This window comes from Ruminococcus sp. J1101004sp1_RTP21198st1_B9_RTP21198_201120 (genome assembly GCF_040924245.1).
In the GTDB taxonomy this organism is placed as follows: domain Bacteria; phylum Bacillota; class Clostridia; order Lachnospirales; family Lachnospiraceae; genus Blautia_A; species Blautia_A faecis.
This window is the reverse complement of sequence record NZ_JBCOMI010000051.1, coordinates 1-16646: the sequence shown is the minus strand read 5'-3', so window position 1 is coordinate 16646 and position 16646 is coordinate 1. Positions and strand designations below refer to the sequence as shown.

16 protein-coding genes, 1 tRNA gene, 1 other RNA gene and 1 pseudogene are annotated in these 16646 nt (G+C 43.7%); 5 read left to right on the top strand and 14 right to left on the bottom strand.

From position 1 onward, the window contains the following. Positions 1 to 360 precede the first annotated feature (360 nt). The 3 genes from AB5618_RS20455 to AB5618_RS20445 are packed head-to-tail and all read right to left on the bottom strand — an operon-like array spanning position 361 to position 3762. Positions 361 to 1074, bottom strand: a complete 714-nt coding sequence (locus tag AB5618_RS20455) for a CvpA family protein (RefSeq protein WP_368367028.1) — start codon at positions 1072 to 1074, stop codon at positions 361 to 363. 10 nt (positions 1075 to 1084) lie between these two features. Continuing rightward, positions 1085 to 2329, bottom strand: a complete 1245-nt coding sequence (locus AB5618_RS20450) for a DUF5711 family protein (protein ID WP_148463554.1) — start codon at positions 2327 to 2329, stop codon at positions 1085 to 1087. Between the two features lie 50 nt (positions 2330 to 2379). Then, the gene (locus tag AB5618_RS20445; protein ID WP_118577964.1) at positions 2380 to 3762 is read right to left on the bottom strand and encodes a LysM peptidoglycan-binding domain-containing protein; all 1383 of its coding nucleotides are present in this window, start codon (positions 3760 to 3762) and stop codon (positions 2380 to 2382) included. Between the two features lie 338 nt (positions 3763 to 4100). Here AB5618_RS20445 and yyaC point away from each other — a divergent pair, with 338 nt between their 5' ends. Beyond that, on the top strand, positions 4101 to 4631 hold the full coding sequence (gene yyaC, locus AB5618_RS20440) for a spore protease YyaC (protein WP_148463555.1): 531 nt from the start codon (positions 4101 to 4103) through the stop codon (positions 4629 to 4631). 141 nt (positions 4632 to 4772) lie between these two features. Here the strand turns inward: yyaC and AB5618_RS20435 are convergent, their stop codons facing one another. From AB5618_RS20435 to AB5618_RS20400, 8 genes are all read right to left on the bottom strand, one after another. Beyond that, the gene (locus AB5618_RS20435) at positions 4773 to 5711 is read right to left on the bottom strand and encodes a transketolase family protein (protein WP_118577966.1); all 939 of its coding nucleotides are present in this window, start codon (positions 5709 to 5711) and stop codon (positions 4773 to 4775) included. Continuing rightward, the gene (locus AB5618_RS20430; protein WP_148463556.1) at positions 5699 to 6538 is read right to left on the bottom strand and encodes a transketolase; all 840 of its coding nucleotides are present in this window, start codon (positions 6536 to 6538) and stop codon (positions 5699 to 5701) included. The genes AB5618_RS20435 and AB5618_RS20430 overlap by 13 nt, the downstream gene beginning before the upstream one ends. A gap of 88 nt (positions 6539 to 6626) precedes the next feature. Further along, the gene (fsa, locus tag AB5618_RS20425; RefSeq protein WP_021924793.1) at positions 6627 to 7280 is read right to left on the bottom strand and encodes a fructose-6-phosphate aldolase; all 654 of its coding nucleotides are present in this window, start codon (positions 7278 to 7280) and stop codon (positions 6627 to 6629) included. Between the two features lie 273 nt (positions 7281 to 7553). After that, entirely contained in the window at positions 7554 to 8687 is a 1134-nt protein-coding gene (locus AB5618_RS20420) for a LacI family DNA-binding transcriptional regulator (protein ID WP_118577968.1), read from the bottom strand. Between the two features lie 20 nt (positions 8688 to 8707). Beyond that, a complete protein-coding gene (gene recR, locus AB5618_RS20415; protein ID WP_118577969.1) occupies positions 8708 to 9304 on the bottom strand; it encodes a recombination mediator RecR in 597 nt (198 codons plus the stop codon). Beyond that, positions 9304 to 9660 carry a YbaB/EbfC family nucleoid-associated protein gene (locus AB5618_RS20410; protein ID WP_021924790.1) on the bottom strand — a complete coding sequence of 119 codons (357 nt, stop codon included), beginning with the start codon at positions 9658 to 9660 and terminating at the stop codon, positions 9304 to 9306. Before AB5618_RS20410 ends, recR begins: the two co-directional genes overlap by 1 nt. A gap of 204 nt (positions 9661 to 9864) precedes the next feature. Then, entirely contained in the window at positions 9865 to 11490 is a 1626-nt protein-coding gene (gene dnaX / locus AB5618_RS20405; protein ID WP_148463557.1) for a DNA polymerase III subunit gamma/tau, read from the bottom strand. A 30-nt stretch (positions 11491 to 11520) separates the two neighbouring features. Further along, complete coding sequence (locus AB5618_RS20400; protein ID WP_334284973.1) at positions 11521 to 12600, bottom strand: ATP-dependent 6-phosphofructokinase; 1080 nt, start codon at positions 12598 to 12600, stop codon at positions 11521 to 11523. A 483-nt stretch (positions 12601 to 13083) separates the two neighbouring features. Between AB5618_RS20400 and ffs the strand changes: the two genes are divergently transcribed. Together ffs and AB5618_RS20390 are read left to right on the top strand one after the other, a co-directional pair. Further along, positions 13084 to 13345: signal recognition particle sRNA large type (gene ffs, locus AB5618_RS20395), an RNA gene on the top strand. A gap of 42 nt (positions 13346 to 13387) precedes the next feature. After that, positions 13388 to 13462: pseudogene (locus tag AB5618_RS20390) on the top strand (DUF6783 domain-containing protein); the annotation flags it as partial. 123 nt (positions 13463 to 13585) lie between these two features. Here AB5618_RS20390 and AB5618_RS20385 read toward each other — a convergent pair. From AB5618_RS20385 to AB5618_RS20375, 3 genes are all read right to left on the bottom strand, one after another. Then, entirely contained in the window at positions 13586 to 14023 is a 438-nt protein-coding gene (locus AB5618_RS20385; RefSeq protein ID WP_118577971.1) for a GatB/YqeY domain-containing protein, read from the bottom strand. A 134-nt stretch (positions 14024 to 14157) separates the two neighbouring features. Beyond that, complete coding sequence (gene tadA, locus AB5618_RS20380; protein WP_118577972.1) at positions 14158 to 14667, bottom strand: tRNA adenosine(34) deaminase TadA; 510 nt, start codon at positions 14665 to 14667, stop codon at positions 14158 to 14160. Between the two features lie 127 nt (positions 14668 to 14794). Continuing rightward, the gene (locus AB5618_RS20375; protein ID WP_226814869.1) at positions 14795 to 15814 is read right to left on the bottom strand and encodes a DUF6128 domain-containing protein; all 1020 of its coding nucleotides are present in this window, start codon (positions 15812 to 15814) and stop codon (positions 14795 to 14797) included. Between the two features lie 238 nt (positions 15815 to 16052). Between AB5618_RS20375 and AB5618_RS20370 the strand changes: the two genes are divergently transcribed. Both AB5618_RS20370 and AB5618_RS20365 read left to right on the top strand, forming a co-directional pair. Further along, positions 16053 to 16126, top strand: a tRNA-Pro gene (locus tag AB5618_RS20370). Between the two features lie 262 nt (positions 16127 to 16388). Next, entirely contained in the window at positions 16389 to 16541 is a 153-nt protein-coding gene (locus AB5618_RS20365) for a hypothetical protein (RefSeq protein ID WP_195589718.1), read from the top strand. The last annotated feature ends 105 nt before the right edge of the window (positions 16542 to 16646 follow it).

Sequence of the window (16646 nt, the reverse complement as noted above, 5' to 3'; positions counted from 1 at the left end):
GATAAAGTGTTTGATGTACTCAAGACAACCAACTAGCTTAGTTATCTCTCGTCATTACTGTTATAAAAAGTTCATTCATTCGAATGATGATTCGTTAAGAATTTTCGAGAATCGTATGTGTTTCACTGTTTAGTTATCAAGGTTGTTTATCTGTCGTTGTCTGTCCGACAGCTTGTTTATATTACCACAAGCATTTTCGTTTGTCAACAACTTTTTTAATTTCTTTTAAAAAACTTTTGAAGTTTTTCAAAATGAAATCCCGCTTCCTCAGAAGCGAGATTCAGTATATCATCAGAGTTGCCATTCGTCAACCCCTTTTTTCAATTTTTTTGATTTTTTTACATTATTTGACATTTGTGCTCAATTTCCGTAGAAAACACTCATAAACACTTTCACAAATATATTCTGATTATACAGGAAATTCAGTACTGTATCCTGCTCAACAAGAGCCATTCCCTGTTTTCCAATCGTGGTATCACAGAGCAGCGTCAGGATCAGAAACCCGATCCAGATAAAGATTATGCACTTCGCACCACCCACTACACCTCCGGCAATTTTATTCACGCCCTTTATCACAGGAAGATTTGTCAGAACATTCAGTATATAACTCAACAGTCTGATCACGATTGCAGAAATTATAAAGGATAAAAGAAATGATATTCCATTTACGATCATGACAGCCAGCGAATCTGCTATATATTCCGCAAACGTACTGACTGCAAGATAGCGGTATGTCTCTGCAGTATTATTTTCCATAAGAGAAGTTTTCAATATGTCCGGAAGTTCCATTTTTTCCATTATCTGCGTCTGTTCTTCTTTATCCAAAGCTTTCTGGCTGCCTGTCTGTTCCATGACCAGTTCCTGGCAGTTACTCTGAACAATATTATAAACAGGTGTATACTCTCTCACAAATGTATTTACATATGGATTAATCCCCCATACAAGGAGAAAGGATATGATCATAAAAAAAGCAGATACGATTTCTTTTACAAAGCCTCTGCGAAATCCGGAAGCGCATGCAAAAATAATCAGTGCAAGCACCACAATGCCAAGCCAAGTCCAGCTTATGTCCATTTCATTCTCCTTAACTGAGTTTTATCACATTTACACCAGTATCCATAACAAGCAAATACTTATTCCACCCCAATTTGAAAAAATCTTTCACTGTTCCATCCACACTTCCAAAATATTTCTCGGAACCGTTGCTATTCAACACGCAAAGCTGGGAACTGTTGTACATAACAATATAATCATCACTCATTCTGATAGTGGTATATGGAATATTAAAATCCTTGCTAAATTTCAGCTTGCCAGCAGAAGAATATACCTGCATGGTATACTGTTTGTCTTTGCTGTCATTTTTAAATACCAGGCCAATGTTGTCTTCATCATAAAAAGTACTGATAATCTCCTGCTCAACCTGGACTGTTTTCAGTTCTTTAGGAATCTGGCGCCCGGAATATATGGTAAATCCATCATCCCGAAGTGCAACTGCATTGCTGCCAAGATACTGAATCTGCGGAACCACAACTCCATCATATGTGTATCCGCTTACAATACGGTCGTCTTCATTCTGTCCTACTTCTCCGAAATTATAAAAAGCTATGTAACTGGTGGTCTCGCTGCTGTCCACAAACTGATATGCCACCATCATCACAACGCCATTATCTGCCAGTGCCACATCCATAGGATATCCAGGATCCTGAATATTAGTCTGATTTTCTGCCACAAGACTTCCATCTAAATTGTAAAAATTGATCCAGGTGTGGTCGCCGCCATCCAGAATTGCCGCTGCCATTCCGGTTTTGGAAACTTTTGCCTTCACAATACTGTAAGAAGTAGATACAGTCCCGGTAATTCCATTTTTGTCAAGAAAAACCATGGATGTACCATCTTTATCAGCAATCACGGCACAGTCACCGCAAACATCTGCCACAGGATTCTGCATGTCATATGTCTGGGACCATACAGTTTCCAGCTTGTTGTTTACCAGAGATACCTCGTCGGAACTATAACGCAGAATCTTACCTGACAGATAGGTGTACTGGGTGGAAACAGTATCCTCCTGCTCACTGGTCACCTGTACTTTATAGTTTCGGTAAGTTCTTTTTTCCAGAAAAAGAAAGCCTGCCAAGACCACAAATACAGCAATCAGTATCACGGCAACCGGTTTCAGCACAGCTTTCTTTCTTCGCAAAGCAGCTTTGATTTTTCTTCTCGCAGCTTCATTCCCACCGGCTCCGGCCTGGGCTTTTTCCAGATGGCGTTTCTCGGCCAGAAGTCGTTTCCGCCGCAGTTTCTTTTTGATATTTTTGAATGTGTTTGCCATAATTTAACCTTGCCTTGTATTTTCTATTTTTTCGATTATACCACATCCGGTCAAGGTAATACAATCATTTGCCCCGGATAAATCACCTGGTTTTCTTCCAGATTATTCAGGCGGCAGATTTCCGGGATGGCATCCATATTTCCATAATGGGAAATACTGATCTGGTATAAAGTATCGCCTGGTTTGATCACATAAGTTTCGTATATGCCGTCAGATGAGGTCTGTGCACTGGAATCCGTCTGTTCTTCTGCGTTGGTGCTCTGTTTCTTTATTTTCCGTTCATCAGCTTCCTGGGAAAAAGTTTCCGTCTGATCCACCGTTTCTGCCGGCTCCTCAGTTTCTGTCTGTTCTGCTGCTTCCGCCTCATTTGCAAAATCAGATTCGCTGTCCTGCCAGCTATTCCCGGTTTCATCACTTATTTCTGTATCGGCGGCTTCCTGCGTTATTTTGGGAGTCACCGAAGCATTTCTTTCCAACTGCTCTTCCGGACTTTTCTCCTGTTTGGAAACATCCTGTATCTGATTCGTGTCATTTTCTGCCTGCTTTTCTTCTGATGCATCTTCCTCTGTTTTTCCTGACATAACAGTCACTGCATAATCATCTTCAGGCTGCACCGGCAAGCCACCGTAATTTCTGTAAAAGCCCGCGCCTACAGCTAATACAGCAAGTACCAGACAGGCCGTTGCTGCATATGAAAAAACAGAGGTACGCTCCATTTCCTCCTGGGGCTTTTCCTCTGTCTTTTCTGCTTTCTTTGTTTTCTTGTTCCGGATGATTTTCCGAAAAGATACAACCGCCTCGTCAGACACATTTTCTGTAAATTCCGGCGCAAAATCTTTATTTTTTTCAATCATGTACTCCTGCATCAGCGGATTTTTCTCATAATAAATGTAATATCCCCGCTGCCGGACCATAAGGCCATTTTCAAAGAAGAAGAAAGCTTCTTCTTTTTCTGCAGGTTCCATAAGCATAAGCACTTTTTCACCGCCAAAATACCGAAGATGGATTCGGGTCAGCAATTCGTCTGTTTCCATATACATCTGAGGGCGCGAAAAAAACCAGCCTGTTATTTCCTGTCCCGGAAAATATTTTGCCTGGTCTTCCTGTATTTTTGCCCATATTTTTTCAGAGAAATCAATATGATCTGATGCAGCTTCCATATCTTCCACCATCAAAGCTCCCCGGATGAAAAGATAGGTTATACCATTGTTCCATTTTGTTTCGCCTGTAAAAACAGCTACACAGCCTTGTTCTTTTCCGGAACCGACCGCATTCCTGGCAAGCCTTGTCAGAAATGTGTATACGTAATCTTCAATATAAATACGCATATTTCCGGTTGTCAGTCCTACCTGACGTATGTTTCTCGGCAGATTAAAAAGATTTTCCCCATTTTTCGCCTCCTGTTTCTCTTCTTTGTAGATAACTTCTATCATAGTCACATCACCCCTTCGGGTATGAGAATATCACATGAGAAATGCAGATTTTAGCGGAATATAAGACCTGTTTCACAGAATTTTGCGACAGTTTTTGCAAAGGAAATATTTGTCGGGATGAAGGGTACAGCGAACTGCTGCAATTGAATTCCGGCAGAATGTCACGTAAAGTGCAGCATATAGATTTCGATATGTTTTTTTGTACTCAGCCAGGTGCATATTTTTTCCAGATATAGGATAAGATGGATTATATCAGACAGCTGCAGCTGCAAATTATCGTCCATAAGCAATCGGGCAAGTTTGCTTATTTATGAAATTTTTAAAGCAGGAGAACTTTTATGCCTTTTTATGTAAATACCCAAAAACCAGATTCTTCCAGAGAAATTGCACGGCTTCTGGGAAAATGTATTAAGCGTCATAAACGGGACTGGACTGAAATTGTGTTTTTGTGCATTGGAAGTGACCGGGTAACCGGAGACTGTCTGGGACCTTATGTGGGCTATCGTTTAAGTCAGCATCAGCTTCCAGGAATTTTTGTCTACGGTACATTAAGTCAGCCTGTTCATGCCGTCAATCTGTCCGATATAACGGACTTTATTTCAAAGAACCATCCGTTTGCCCTTGTAATTGCTATAGACGCGTCTCTAGGCGATGAAAGACATTTGGGCTATGTGACAATCGGAAACGGCTCTCTTTACCCAGGTGCGGCTGTTCAGAAAGATCTGCCGCCTGTGGGGGATATTTATATTACTGGAATTGTAAATATTGCAGGAATTCTGGAATATCTGACTTTACAGACAACAAGACTGTCCACTGTGATCACGCTGGCTGACACCATTGCACAAGGGATTCTTGGAAATTTTATATAACAATACGGCAAACAGAAGCTTTCACTTCCATTTGCCGTATACTTATTTAGCATATCACTTTTTTGAATTTCCAAAAGGTCTTCTGCAAAAACAGACATAGCGCCTGCCGGTGCCAACACCATACAGGAAAGGCACAGTCAATTAGATAAATGCTTTGATCTGTTTGTAGATACCGGCTGCATCAAGGCCGTATTTCTCAAGAAGAGCAACGGCCGGGCCAGACTCTCCGTAAACATCATTGATACCAATACGTTTAACCGGTACAGGCGCTTTCTCAGCAAGGCACTCGCATACAGCACCACCAAGGCCGCCGATGATGGAATGCTCTTCAACAGTAACAACTTTGCCTGTTTCTTTGGCAGCTGCTACAACAAGTTCCTCATCGAGAGGTTTGATGGTGTGGATGTTAATAACCTTTGCTTCGATTCCTTCTTCAGCCAGTTTCGCAGCTGCTTCCAGAGACGGAGCTACGCAAAGTCCGTTTGCAATAATGGTAAGGTCTTTTCCCTCACGGAGAACAATACCTTTGCCAAGCTCAAATTTATAATCCGGGTTATCATTGATAACCGGAACAGCAAGACGGCCAAATCTCATGTAAACAGGGCCCACATGCTCATAAGCTGCCTCTACCATTGCTTTTGCTTCAATATCATCAGACGGGCATGCAACAATCATTCCCGGAATTGTACGCATAAGTGCAAAATCCTCGCAGCACTGGTGTGTAGCACCATCCTCACCAACGGAAATTCCGCCGTGGGTAGCACCAATCTTAACATTCAGCTTCGGATATCCAACAGAGTTGCGAACCTGCTCAAAGGCACGTCCTGCTGCAAACATAGCGAAAGTACTTGCAAAAGGCACTTTTCCAGTTGTTGCGATTCCGGCAGCAATTCCCATCATGTTGCACTCTGCGATACCGCAGTCGATGTGACGCTCTGGGAATGCTTTCTTAAAGATTCCGGTCTGTGTAGCTGCAGCAAGGTCAGCGTCCAGAACAACCAGATCATCATGTTTTTTTCCAAGTTCTACAAGAGCGTTACCATAACTTGCTCTGGTGGCAATCTTCTTTACTTCTGACATAATGCTTCACCTACCTTTTCCAAATCTGCCATAGCCTGTGCGTACTCTTCATCGTTCGGAGCTTTTCCATGCCAGCCAACCTGGTTTTCCATGAAAGATACCCCTTTGCCTTTTACTGTTTTCATAACGATCGCAGTCGGCATTCCTTTCACAGTCTTTGCCTCGTCAAAAGCAGCGCGCAGCTGCGCCATGTCATTTCCATCAGCTACATTTATTACATGGAAATTGAATGCTTCGAATTTCTTATCGATCGGGTATGGGGAGCATACGTCCTCAACTTTACCATCAATCTGAAGACCATTGTTATCAACGACCACTACAAGATTGTCCAGTTTCCTTGCTCCTGCAAACATTGCAGCTTCCCATACCTGACCCTCCTGGATCTCACCGTCTCCAAGAAGTGTGTATACACGATAGCTGTCATTTGATAATTTTGCTGAAAGTGCCATTCCAACTGCTGCAGAGATTCCCTGTCCAAGGGAACCGCTGGACATGTCGACGCCTGGAATATGCTTCATATCCGGATGTCCCTGAAGGTAAGATCCGAGATGACGAAGTGTCACCAGATCCTCTTTCGGGAAATATCCTCTCTCAGCCAGTACAGAATACAGACCTGGTGCAGTATGACCTTTGGAAAGGACAAAACGGTCGCGATCTGCTTTCTTCGGATCCTTAGGATCAATATTCATTTCCTCAAAATAAAGATAAGTAAATAAATCTGCTGCTGATAAAGATCCGCCTGGATGACCAGCTTTAGCAGCATGCAGTGCTGTTACGATGTCTTTGCGGACTTCGTTGGCAACTTTCTGAAGCTCTAAATTCTCCATTTTCAATTCTCCTTATTATTTTCCATGATATCATGATGTGCGAATCACAACCGGATTGAATTCTTACGTAAAATAATTTCTCTGTTAATTATTCTCCAAATACAGCCTTGTAATCATTCTGGAATTTAACAATACCAGCGTCTGTCAGCGGATGATGGGTCATCTGCTCAAGTACTTTAAATGGTACAGTAGCGATATCAGCACCTGCAAGTGCACACTGTGTTACATGCATTGGATGACGAACACTTGCTGCGATGATCTCGGTATCGATGCCTGCAACTGCAAACATATCAGCGATCTGGCGAATCAGCTCAACACCGTCTGTAGAGATGTCATCCAGTCTTCCAAGGAATGGAGATACATATGTAGCACCAGCTCTTGCTGCAAGAAGTGCCTGGTTAGCGCTGAAGATCAAAGTTACATTTGTCTTGATACCTTCTTTTGAAAGAACTTTAACTGCTTTCAGACCTTCGCATGTCATAGGAATTTTTACAACCATGTTCGGATGGATTTTGGCAATCTCGCGTCCCTCACGGATCATTCCCTCTGCATCTGTTGTAGTAGCTTTAACCTCGCCGCTGATCGGTCCATCGACGATCTCTGTGATTTCTTTGATTACTTCGTTGAAATCTCTTCCCTCTTTCGCGATCAGGGATGGATTTGTAGTTACGCCACAGATAATTCCCATATCGTTAGCTGCCTTAATATCCTCTACTTTTGCTGTGTCAATAAAAAATTTCATGATTTCTTCCTCCTAAATGAATTAGACTAGAGCGTTGCAGCGCTTCCTTTGTCTTGCACTGTTCATATGCTTTCATTATAGCAGACTTCATTTACAGGTCAAGGCAGAGAGCAAATTATTAATAAAATTTCAATTAATAATTTCATCTATTATTAATCATTCTATAGTTTGTTAGTATGGTATCAATCAATTTTCTACTGTATCAATCAGTTTTTCCAGCAATTTTACCAGATGTTTTTTTTAAATTATTACTAATAATTTCCAGTAAATTATTTATTTAAACTTATTTTCTTCGGATTTTTCGTTTATGGGATCCGGTTTATCCATACGTGCATAACCGGTGGTTTTTCGCACAATAATCTTGGGATTATACTCAATATTATATACACTTGTGGGACGGATGCCTTCCCCGAAACGGATGCCTGTATCGATTTTCCGGATGATAATGTCACAGGCATCCCTACCCTTCAGATCAACGAAGTGATCAATGGTAGTCAGTGACACTCTGCGAATTCCGGAATAAAAAATATTGTCGCAGCCGATCACAGATACATCTTTCGGCACTCTCAGACGGGCATCCTGAAGAGCATCCACAGCACCAATGGCCATCATGTCATTCTGTCCGGCAATGGCAGTAAATCTGCTGCCATCCTCCAGAAGAGACCTGGTCAGGGCATAGCCCATAGAATACTCGGAATCCGTCTTAGGATTGCGACGGTCAACGGATTCGTCAGCAGCCCGGATGATCACATGTCCGGAAAGCCCAGCCTTCTCAAACTCACGGACAAAACCATCCACTCGTTTAGAACGCTGCCACTGTCTTCTGGTAAGCGGCGGCGTAATAAAGGCCACATCCCGATGTCCCAGATCCAGCAGATGCCTCGCCATAAGTCGTCCCACTTCTGTGTTGTCCTGATTAATAGCATCTACTGTACTGATTTTTTCTTTGTTGCTAATGATGACCAGCGGAATGCTTCTTGCCATCTCTTCTACCTGGCTGATATAGTCCGGGTGGGGATTGCAGGCATAAATGATCCCCTGGGGTGCCATGGCGCGTATCATGCGCAGATACTTCTCTTCCAGCCTGGCATCACGCTGGGTATTGCAGATGAAAACTCCGTAGCCACGCTCGTTGGCTACCGCCTCGATTCCCTGAAGGAGCATCACATAGTAAGGGCTGGTAATAGTTGGGCAAAAGACAACAATCATTTTTTCCTTTTTGTTCTCTTTTTTATTTTTGTGGCCCGGAAGCTGATAGCCCAGTTCTCTGGCCGCGCTTTCCACTTTTTCCACTGTTTCTCGAGAAAAAGAAACATTATACTTATGGTTCAGAACCATGGAAACCGTTGCCTGGGAAACTCCCGCTTTCTCTGCCACATCTGATGAAGTCACTTTTTTGCGTGCCACAAAAATCACCTCCTGCCATCTTACAGTTCTACCCTTCCCTCCAGTGCCCGAAGCAGGGTAACCTCATCAATGTATTCCAGGTCACCGCCTACCGGCACACCACTGGCAATACGGCTGACCTTGATCCCAGTAGGCTTGATCAGCTTACTGATATACATTGCTGTAGTCTCCCCCTCCAGACTGGAGTTGGTGGCAATGATCACTTCTTTTACATCTCCCTGAAGTCGCATAATCAGCTCTTTTAGCTTGATATCATCCGGACCAATTCCCAGCATAGGGGATATTGCGCCGTGAAGTACATGATAAACTCCGTCAAATTTACCGGTTTTTTCATAAGCAGCAAGATCCCTGGTGTTCTCCACTACCATAATCGTACTGTGATCTCTTTTGGGATTGCTGCAGATTGGGCACATTTCTTTATCCGTAAGGGTGTAGCAGCACTTACAGTACTGTACGTTCATCCGGGCATCGGTGATTGCATTGGTAAGCTGCTGCACCTGTTCCTTTGGCATATTCATAATATGAAAAGCCAGGCGCTGGGCAGATTTTGCCCCGATTCCCGGAAGATGGGAAAACTGCTCGATCAGTTTATTGATATGACTGCTGTAGTATTCCATCAGAATGGAAGACCCCCGCCAAGTCCGCCCAGACCTCCTGTAAGTTTGGACATTACAGCCTGGTTCTCCTGCTCAACCTTGCGAAGTGCTTCGTTGGTTGCTGCAACAATAAGATCTTCAAGCATCTCGATGTCATCCGGATCTACAACTTCCTCTGCAAGCTTCACCTTGGTCACTTCTCTCTTACCTGAGATAGTTACTTCTACAGCTCCGCCACCGGCTGCTGCAGTAAACTCTTTCTCCTCGAGAGCTTTCTGGTTCTCTTCCATCTGGCGCTGCATTTTCTGCGCCTGCTTCATAAGGTTATTCATGTTTCCCGGCATACCCATGCCTGGAAATCCTCCACGCTTTGCCATTACAAAGTCCTCCTTTAACTGTTCTGATCTCATGCTGGATTCCGCATTTCTGATTTTTCAAACAGGCTCTATAACATTTGCGGCAGCAAAAATCATTTTTCATAACAATATTCACATTTTCTGCAAATATTATTAATTCGCTTCTTGTTCGTCGCTTTCACGGCAACTCTTATGTTACTGCACAAAAATCAAACAGCAACACTCTTATTCTTCTGCATCGTCAGGATCTTCCTCCACAACAACATCCATATGGATATTCTCCCGGAGTGCCTGATCTACAGTAACCTTGGCAAGATTGGTATGGTTGTGTTCTTTTGCCACCACCATCTTAAGTTCTACACTCTTGCCAGTCTGGGCCAGGATGATATTCTTCAGTTCTTCCTCTGCTTCCGGATTATCTACATAAGTTTTTCCAAGGAAATCCTGAAATTCGATGTAGAGAACCGGTTCACCGGTCTGGCCATTGTATTTGGGAATAGACTTCTGGAGCATCTGTTTGAAAATGCCGCTGGTCTGACCTACGATTACCTTCCAGCTGGCTACAATTTTCTGCAGATCCTCGGGTGCAGCTTTCTCAGGCGCAGCTGCTATGCCTTCTGCACTGCCATCAGATCCGATTCCTGTACTTCCGACGCTGCCAGTGGCTCCCGGCTGGACAAATACCTGCTGAACAGGCCGCTCGTCCATGCGCTGTTCCAGAACACGAAGACGATCCAGGACAGAATCCAGATTGGTCTCCATCGCCGGACGGCACAGTTTGATCAGAGCAATCTCCACCAGAACACGCTTCTGGGTGGAATAGCGGATCTGACTGGACAGGTCAGAAAAAATACGGATGTAGCGCATCAGCGTTTCTACATCCACCATCTCACTTTCTTCCCTTAGAAGTTTCAGATTCTCAGATGATACATCAATGGCTTCCTCCGGATTCTCGGAAGTTTTTACCAGAAGGAGATTACGCATGTACCAGGTAAAATCTCCTACAAACTGTCCAAGCTCTCTTCCGCCTATGATCAGATCCTCAAGAGTGCGTATCGCACCTGTCACATCTCCCTGGAGCACTTTTCGCAAAAGCTTGCTGAACACTTCTGTATCCACCGCTCCCAGAACCTCCAGGACTTTATCATAAGTCAGTGTCTGCCCCAGGTAAAAGGCAATGCACTGATCCAGAAGGCTTAGTGCATCTCGCATGGAACCGTCTCCGGCTTTTGCCACATAACGGACGGCTTTTTCTTCTGCCTCTACGCCTTCGATTTTCAAAAGTTCATCCAGTCTTGCCGCAATTGTATCAATGGTGATGCGGTGAAAATCGTATCGCTGACATCTGGACAAAATAGTGATCGGTATCTTGTGGGCCTCTGTGGTTGCAAGAATGAAGATAACATAAGACGGAGGTTCCTCCAATGTTTTCAGAAGAGCATTAAACGCTCCTGTCGAAAGCATGTGAACCTCGTCGATAATGTATACCTTATAGTTTCCTTCAGTAGGACGATAGGCCACCTCCTCACGGATCTCACGGATATTGTCAACGCCGTTATTGGACGCTGCATCGATCTCGATCACGTTCATGGAGGTGCCAGCCTGTATCGCCTTACACATTTCACATTCACCACAGGGACTTCCATTTACCGGATGCTGGCAGTTTACTGCTTTTGCCAGTATTTTTGCAACGGTAGTCTTACCGGTTCCTCGGGTGCCGCAAAACAGGTAAGCATGACCAATACGGTTATGCTTGATCTGATTGGTCAGGGTAGTTACAATGTGATCCTGTCCCTTGACATCGTCAAAATTATCCGGTCTGAACTTCCGGTATAGAGCAGTATAGCTCATTTATGGAAACTCCTTTCTAACAGCAGGGAATCAATCGCCGAAGCTGATTCCGATCTGCTTTGCAGCCTTAACGGTCTGGTCTTTCGGAGAAACCATTTTCAGCTTGCCGGCGCATTCTTCAAGAGGTACTCTCTTGATTTTGCCATTTACAATACCGATCATGATACCATATTCTCCGTCCAGAATAGCCTCTGCTGCTCCTGCTCCGATTCTTGTGGAAAGCACACGATCATATGCACATGGTGCCCCACCTCGCTGTGTATGTCCCGGGACTGTAATGCGCACTTCAGAACCAAGCTTCTGAGTAATCTTGTCTGCAATTTCATAAGATACGGAAGGATACTTCTTCGCGCGGTCTTCCAGTTTTTTCTTGTAATCTTTCTTGGAAAGAAGGGCGTCCTCTTTGGAAATGGCACCTTCTGCCACTGCAAGAATGGTGAAACGCTTGCCAGCTTTAGATCTCTTCTGGATAGCTGCAACTACTTTCTCAATGTCGTATGGGATTTCCGGAATCAGGATAATATCTGCTCCGCCAGCAATTCCTGCGTGCAGAGTAAGGCTTCCTACCTTGTGTCCCATAACTTCTACGATAAACACACGGCCATGGGATGCTGCTGTTGTATGAATGCAGTCGATAGCGTTTGTTGCAATATTTACTGCACTCTGGAACCCGAACGTCATATCTGTACCCCAGATATCATTGTCGATGGTCTTAGGCAGATGGATGATATTCAGACCTTCTTCTCTTAAGAGGTTGGCTGTTTTCTGGGTTCCGTTTCCCCCGAGGATTACGAGACAGTCAAGACAAAGCTTGTAATAAGTCTGCTTCATAGCCTCAACCTTATCCAGTCCATTGGCATCCGGTACGCGCATAAGCTTAAACGGCTGTCTGGATGTTCCAAGAATAGTTCCGCCCTGTGTAAGGATTCCGGAAAAATCCTTGGATGTAAGCATACGGTATTTGCCGTAGATCAGTCCCTTATATCCATCATCAAATCCGTAAACTTCCAGGTCATCAATGCTGTTTGTAAGCCCTTTTACAACTCCCCGCATGGTGGCATTCAGTGCCTGGCAGTCACCGCCGCTTGTTAATAAGCCGATTCTTTTAATCATAGTACCCTCCATTTCTGTGTCTCTAGAGCGTGTTTCAAAAATCATTCCAGCAAGCTACGCGCTCCAGTAAAAACTACATTTTGAAATTTGATCCGCGAGCTCTGTTCGTTACTGATCACAAAGTGAGCAGTGACCGCTGTTCTGTTACGTCTGGGCAGCGTAAAAATCGCGGGGCAAGTCTGTTTATATTATATAATATTTCCCGTTCTGACACAACAAGTAATTTGCAACCAGATATTTCTGGAGCCGGCTTGTTACTGTTCACTCCGTGACCAGTAACGCGCTTCGCGATGCACAGAAATCATGCATTCGCATGATTTCGCGCCGCAATTCTCGGGTTTTCTGTGAACTTTGTTCACAAAAAACACCTCGCGGAATGTTACCAGTGAACAGTAACGCCGGCTTGACAATACATTAAATTTTTTTGCTGTTTTGCAGCAGTGGCTTGACAAATCCACAGCCTTCCTTTATAATTAAATTCCGCGCAGCCGGGGAGATAGCGGTGCCCTGTACCTGCAATCCGCTACAGCAGGGGTGATGCCAATCTGAGGCTTGTATCTTGTGGAGCTGCCCTTTATAAGTGGCGTTGACGTTTGGGTCTTACGCAACAGGACTCTATGAACCGTGTCAGGACAGGAATGTAGCAGCACTAAGTAGAATCTCCTGTGTGCCGTGAGGGTGCCTGGGCTGAGTTAACTGTAGAGGTAACGTCTGTGAGACCATTCCGAGGTGCGGCGCGCGAAAGAAGAGGATTGTGGAACGTCTGTGAGGACGTTCTTTTTTTGTGTTAAAAAAGATTTCTGCAAAATGGGGCGGGCAAATTACGGGAATGCTTTTTCAAACAGGCTCTGGCGCGGTACGCCCCAGGCAAACAAAAAGACACATATTGTATCAGGGCTGTGAATGTATTGTTCACGCCATTTTTACAATATGTGTCCTATTTTTAGTTTGCTATTCTATTTTGAATGCAAGCTGTGAAAAATCATTTGCACAGCTCCGCTACGACCTGATTGATCACCTTGCCGTCAGCCTTGCCCTTCAGCTCTGGCATAATAGTCTTCATGATCTGTCCTTTGTTTCCAGAAGCGATCAGGTCTGCATGTTTCTCTGTAAGGTAAGCCTTGATCTCCGAAGCGTCCATCAGCTTTGGAGCGTATTTCGCAATCACATCATATCTTGCCTGATATTCATCTTTCAGATCCTGTCTGGATTCCGGACAGGTGTCGATCTGCTCTTTCACAGATTTCAGCTCTTTCAGGATAACACGGTCAACCAGTTCGCCACTGATATCGTCACGGCAGCCTTCGTCGATTGCCACCTTCTTCACTGCGGAAATCAGGGAAGAGACTGCATCCTTTGTTACTTTATCCTTTGCTTTCATGGCAGCTACCATGTCTTTTCTCAATGCTTCAAGTTCCATTGTATTTTCCTCCTGTCATTTTCTATGTGGTTGTTTACATAATGTTCCACAACGTTCCATCAAATCATAATTCTTTCATCCTGTGGCATTTCAGACGACTTGATGTATTTTTTGCTTTGTTTTTTATCATACCACTAATTTTCTGATTTTCCAACCTGCTCTGCCAAAGATTTTTTCAGCATTTTCTTCTTTTCCCGAAGCTCGCGAAAAAAATCGGAAAGCATGATGGAACACTCTTCCTGAAGGACACCGCGGATTACTTCTACCTTGTGGTTAAAGCCATCCATTTCCAAAAGATTCAGCACAGAACCGGCACATCCTGCTTTTGGATTCATGCTGCCGATAACCACACGGTCAATTCTGGACTGCATAAGCGCTCCGGCGCACATCTGGCAAGGCTCTAAGGTTACATACATCGTGCAGCCTTCCAGTCTCCAGTCTCCTAATTTTTTGCTTGCCTTTTTAATCGCGTTCAATTCTGCGTGAGAAAGGGTATTCTTGTCCGTGTTTCTCCGATTATAGCCTCTTGCAATGATCTGCCCGTTGCAAACGATCACACAGCCAATTGGCACCTCTTCCAATGCCCGGGCTTTCTTTGCCTGGCGAATTGCCTCTTTCATATAACGTTCCTGATCTGTAAGCATTTTTTCCCTTAACTTTCTACTACTTTATGGTGAATCCCGGCATTTTTGCCGCTGCGCTGTCATTTTCATTTCAGGCGTCGCAGCGGCAATAGCTTTATTATAGGCAGTTCGCACAGGGATGTCAATTTTAACAACCGGCAGGTGGATCAATCGCACGGTACCAGTACCCTCCCCTGCCTTTTTTCACCTTAATACAGTTGCTTTCTTTGAAGCAGGAAAAGCCGAACATGCCTGCCATAAACTGTTCCTGCTGGTCGTAGCTTCCGGGTACACCAAGTATGTACCGGCCATTTGATCTGCGGCACAGAAGGAGATGTCCGAAATTGTAGTATCCGTATTGCAGAAAACGGTTGTTGCGAAGGGCGCATTGTCTTCTTGGAAAATAAACCAGATCCTGGGGGGTAATTTTCCAGCACTGGTTCAGATCGCTGTCTTGGAACGGACAGAAGGGCTGACCAAATGGGAGTGATATGTTTTTCTCCTTTTCCTCTGGTTTTGTATTTACTCTACAGGTAATTTTTTGCTCTGCTTCCCATATTTCCCCCACGGTTGGCTCATCTTTTGCTTGTGGTTCATCACTTATCATTTCTTCTGCTTCCAGCAGATCATCCTGCATTTGTTCCACCACATCCTCCACTTCATGCCTGTCATCTAAATCAGGTGTGGAATCTGTTTCCGGCTTGCTTTCATTCTCCAGCTTTTCTTCTGCTTTCTCTTTTATTATTTCACATACGGTACCAGTTTCTTCTTTCTTTATTATACTTTCCTTAAAATTCTCCGGGCGGATTATCTGGTCATCCCACTCTGTTCCAAAAAAGCCTCCCGATTCTGTAAGCAAAATCATACCTCCCATTTTTTCCAGAGGAATTCCCGAGCCCCCCATATCCATTCCGTCTGTTTCCACCAGACATTCGATTCTATTTGCCCCCGTTTTGCAGCTGCCCAGCAAAATTCCATTCATCAGTCCCTCTTTTCGCACAAATCCATATACTTTGCACACTTCTCCTGCTGCCAGGTTCTCTACCTGAAGATGTGGTTCAATTGTACACATGTGATTTCTCACTTCCACCTTCATAAAGCCACAATTATTTTCCTTTTTCCCTTTTCGGTATTCATATACATATGCGATAAAACGCCGATATCCCACCAACTGACGCCCTCCCCTTTTTATGCATCTCATTCATTAATGTATATGAAAAAACAGAATTTTCATTCATAAAAACGCATTCTGCTTCACTTGGAATATCTGTTCAAATGAATTAATTTAATTGCCTCTCCCCAAATAATACCTGGTTAATTTCAATTCTTTTTGAAATTTTTTGAATTTTTTCAATTTTTCTGTTGACAAGCCAGTACATTCTATGTATAATATCACTTGCAGTTGACGAAGTGTGGCTCAGTTTGGTAGAGCGCTGCGTTCGGGACGCAGAGGTCGTGGGTTCGAATCCCGTCACTTCGACTACTTGGCAGGGGCGCCGAAATTCTTGAGGAATCAAGGGTTTCGGTGTTTTTTTGTTTGAAAAGTGGTAGCGGAAATAAGATAAATCTTTATATTTAAGAAATTCTATTTGCTTTCTTTCGAAAGCTATATTCCATTTTAATACTATAATCTGCGCACAGAAAGTAACTATAGGCTTTACACACCGTTCAAATACCGTTACAATAGTTATATCATAATAATTATAGTAAGGACGGTGTTTCATATGATGGAGGATTTCTACGTGCCAACTGACATCCAATTTAAAGACGACTTACGAAAAGAAGAAATCAAACTGGAAGAGTTGTTAAATTTACTAAAGAATCAGGAATATGAGAAGCTTCAGAAAAAGCTGGAACGTGACTTGAAGCGTGTCCGTGAAAGCTTACAGGACTAGAGCCTGTTTGAGAAAGGGGCTGTCACACTGATATGCTCCCTTCTAGGTAGACAAGTGAAATAATAAAAACTTGTCACTTAGGAGGGAGCATATTTTATGTCTAAA